This window comes from Actinotalea sp. JY-7885 (genome assembly GCF_014525465.1).
Lineage (GTDB): Bacteria > Actinomycetota > Actinomycetes > Actinomycetales > Cellulomonadaceae > Actinotalea.
The window spans coordinates 1-2,759 of sequence record NZ_JACEXH010000276.1 but is presented as its reverse complement, the minus strand read 5'-3'; the positions used below and the strand labels follow the sequence as shown (position 1 = coordinate 2,759).

Annotated in this window: 3 protein-coding genes; all 3 read left to right on the top strand. The window is 78.2% G+C overall.

Going from position 1 to position 2,759, the window contains the following annotated elements; all coding sequences use genetic code 11:
* The first annotated feature begins 41 nt into the window (after window positions 1-41).
* A complete protein-coding gene (locus IDM29_RS16190) occupies window positions 42-758 on the top strand; it encodes a nucleoside/nucleotide kinase family protein (protein ID WP_182112002.1) in 717 nt (238 codons plus the stop codon).
* Between the two features lie 150 nt (window positions 759-908).
* Window positions 909-2,159, top strand: a complete 1,251-nt coding sequence (alr, locus tag IDM29_RS16185; protein WP_255491631.1) for an alanine racemase — start codon at window positions 909-911, stop codon at window positions 2,157-2,159.
* Window positions 2,156-2,680 (top strand): tRNA (adenosine(37)-N6)-threonylcarbamoyltransferase complex ATPase subunit type 1 TsaE, encoded by a 525-nt coding sequence (gene tsaE / locus IDM29_RS16180; RefSeq protein ID WP_182112001.1) that lies wholly within the window; start codon window positions 2,156-2,158, stop codon window positions 2,678-2,680. Before alr ends, tsaE begins: the two co-directional genes overlap by 4 nt.
* Window positions 2,681-2,759 lie beyond the last annotated feature (79 nt).

Below are 2,759 nucleotides of genomic sequence, written 5' to 3'. Positions count from 1 at the left end.
GCGCTCCCGCGCACCGTCGCCGCGCTCCTGCGGGACCCGGCGTGAGCGATGGGCCGGGCGCCGCGGCCTCGCTCGACGTCGGGCTGCTGGAGCGTGCGCGGGCGCTCGCGTCCGGACCGCGGCGCCTCCTCGGGATCGTCGGGCCGCCCGGCGCGGGGAAGTCCACGCTGGCCGCCGCCGTCGTGGCCGGCCTGGGCCCGACCCGGGCCGTCCTGGTGCCGATGGACGGCTTCCACCTCGCGCAGGCGGAGCTCGAGCGGCTCGGCCGCGCGGACCGCAAGGGTGCGCCCGACACCTTCGACGCCGCGGGCCTCGTGGCGCTGCTGCTCCGGCTGCGGGCCGGGCGGGTCGGGGGAGCGCCGGCCACCGGAGCGACGGACGGGACCGGCGAGGTCGTCTACGCCCCGACGTTCGACCGCAGGCTCGAGGAGCCCGTGGCCGGCGCGATCGCCGTGCCGCCGGACGTGCCGCTCGTCGTCGTCGAGGGCAACTACCTGCTCCACGACGAGGGGCCGTGGGCCGGCGTCGCCGCGCTGCTCGACGAGACGTGGTGCGTCGACGTCGACGACGACGTGCGGCTGGAGCGGCTCGTCGCGCGTCACGTCGCCTTCGGCAAGCCGCCGGCGGCCGCCCGCGCGTGGGCGACGGGACCGGACGAGGCCAACGCCCGCCTGGTGGCCCGGACCCGTCACCGGGCGGACCTGTGGCTGCGCCCCGACCCCGACGGCACCTGGCGGCCGGTGCCCCCGCGCCCGTGACCACGTCCGTTCCCACCGACGACGTCCGCCACACCGGACGTGCTCGGTGGGAACGGACGTGCTCGGCGGCGGAGGGACGGGCTGGGGGTGCTCGGCGGCGGCCTGTGGGGGCGGCGTGGGGGTGGCCGTGGGCGGTGCCAGACTTGGGGGGTGCCGACCGACGTGAGCGCCTTCCCCGCCCGAGCCGTCGTCGACCTCGCCGCCGTGCGGTCGAACGTCGAGGCGCTGCGGGGGCGCGCCCCGGGCGCGCAGGTCATGGCCGTGGTCAAGGCGGACGCGTACGGGCACGGGCTCGTCCCCTCGGCGCGCGCCGCGCTCGCCGGCGGCGCGACGTGGCTGGGCGTCGCGCAGCTCGATGAGGCGCTGGCGCTGCGCGCCGCCGGCGTCACCGCGCGGACGCTGACCTGGCTGTATGCGCCCGGCGCGCCGCTGGACCTCGCCGTCACCGCCGATCTCGACGTGTCCGTCCCGGCGCTGTGGGCCCTGGACGAGGTGGCCGCCGCCGCGCGGGCCACCGGCCGGACCGCGCGCGTGCACCTCAAGGTCGACACCGGCCTGGGCCGCGGCGGCGTCATGCCGCGCGACCTCGACGCGCTCCTGGACGCCGCGCTCGCCGCCCAGGCCGAGGGCGTGGTCGACGTCGTGGGGGTGTGGTCGCACCTGGCATGGGCGGACGCGCCGGATCACCCGACCGTGCTCGCGCAGGCCGCGGTCTTCGCCGACGCCGTGGCGCTCGCGGAGCGGCGCGGGGCGCGCCTGGAGGTGCGGCACCTCGCCAACTCCGCCGCGACGCTGACCAACCCCGCCATGCACTTCGACCTCGTGCGGCCCGGGCTCGCGGTCTTCGGGCTCTCGCCCGCGCCGCAGCTCGGCACGCCGGCCGACTACGGGCTGACGCCCGCGATGCGGCTCGAGGCGCGGCTCGTGCTCACCAAGACCGTGCCCGCCGGGCAGGGGGTGTCCTACGCGCACGCCTACGTCACGCCGCGCGAGACGGTGCTGGGCGTGGTCCCGCTCGGCTACGGGGACGGCGTGCCGCGCCACGCCTCGGGCGGTGCTGACCGCTGGGGCGGACCCGTGCAGGTCGGCGGCCGGCGCCTCGGGGTCGCCGGACGCGTGTGCATGGACCAGTTCGTGCTCGACCTGGGCCCGGGTGCGACCGAGCGCGCGGGGGACACGGTGGTGCTGTTCGGCTCCGGGCACGACGGCGAGCCCACGGCCGAGGACTGGGCCGCGGCCGCCGACACCATCTCCTACGAGGTGGTCACGCGTCTGGGGGCGCGGGTTCCGCGCACCTACGTCGGCGGCGACGGGGCCGGGGAGCAGGCCGGGGAGCCGGCCGACGAGGAGGCCGCCGCGCCGGCCGCGGAGCAGGCGGGCAGCACGGAGGTGCGGGCATGAGCGCGACGACCACGGTGACGCTCCCGGACGCCGAGGCGACCCGCGCCTACGGCCGGGCGCTCGCGGGCGTGCTGCGCGCGGGTGACCTGGTGGTCCTCACGGGTCCGCTCGGCGCGGGCAAGACGACGTTCACGCAGGGGATCGGCACGGGGCTCGGCGTGCGCGGGCAGGTGGCGTCGCCCACGTTCATCATCGCGCGGGTGCACCCGTCGCTCGCCGACGGGCCCGCGCTGGTCCACGTCGACGCCTACCGCCTCGGCTCGCTCGAGGAGCTCGACGCCCTCGACCTCGACGCCGGGCTGGAGGAGTCCGTGACGGTCGTCGAGTGGGGCGAGGGGCTGGCCGAGGTCCTCTCCGAGGACCGCCTCGAGGTGACGATCCAGCGCCCCCACGGCGACGTGGGCGGTGCGTCGGGGCAGGCCGCCGACGACGCCCTGCTGGACGCCGCCGAGTCCGGCGCGCGCACCGTCACGGTGCGCGCCGTCGGCCCACGGTGGGCCGACGTGGTGCTGCCGGGCTGAGAGGATCGACGTCGTGCCCCTCCTCGCCCTGGACACCTCCGCCGACATCGCGGTCGCCGTCGTCGACGACGACGGCCTG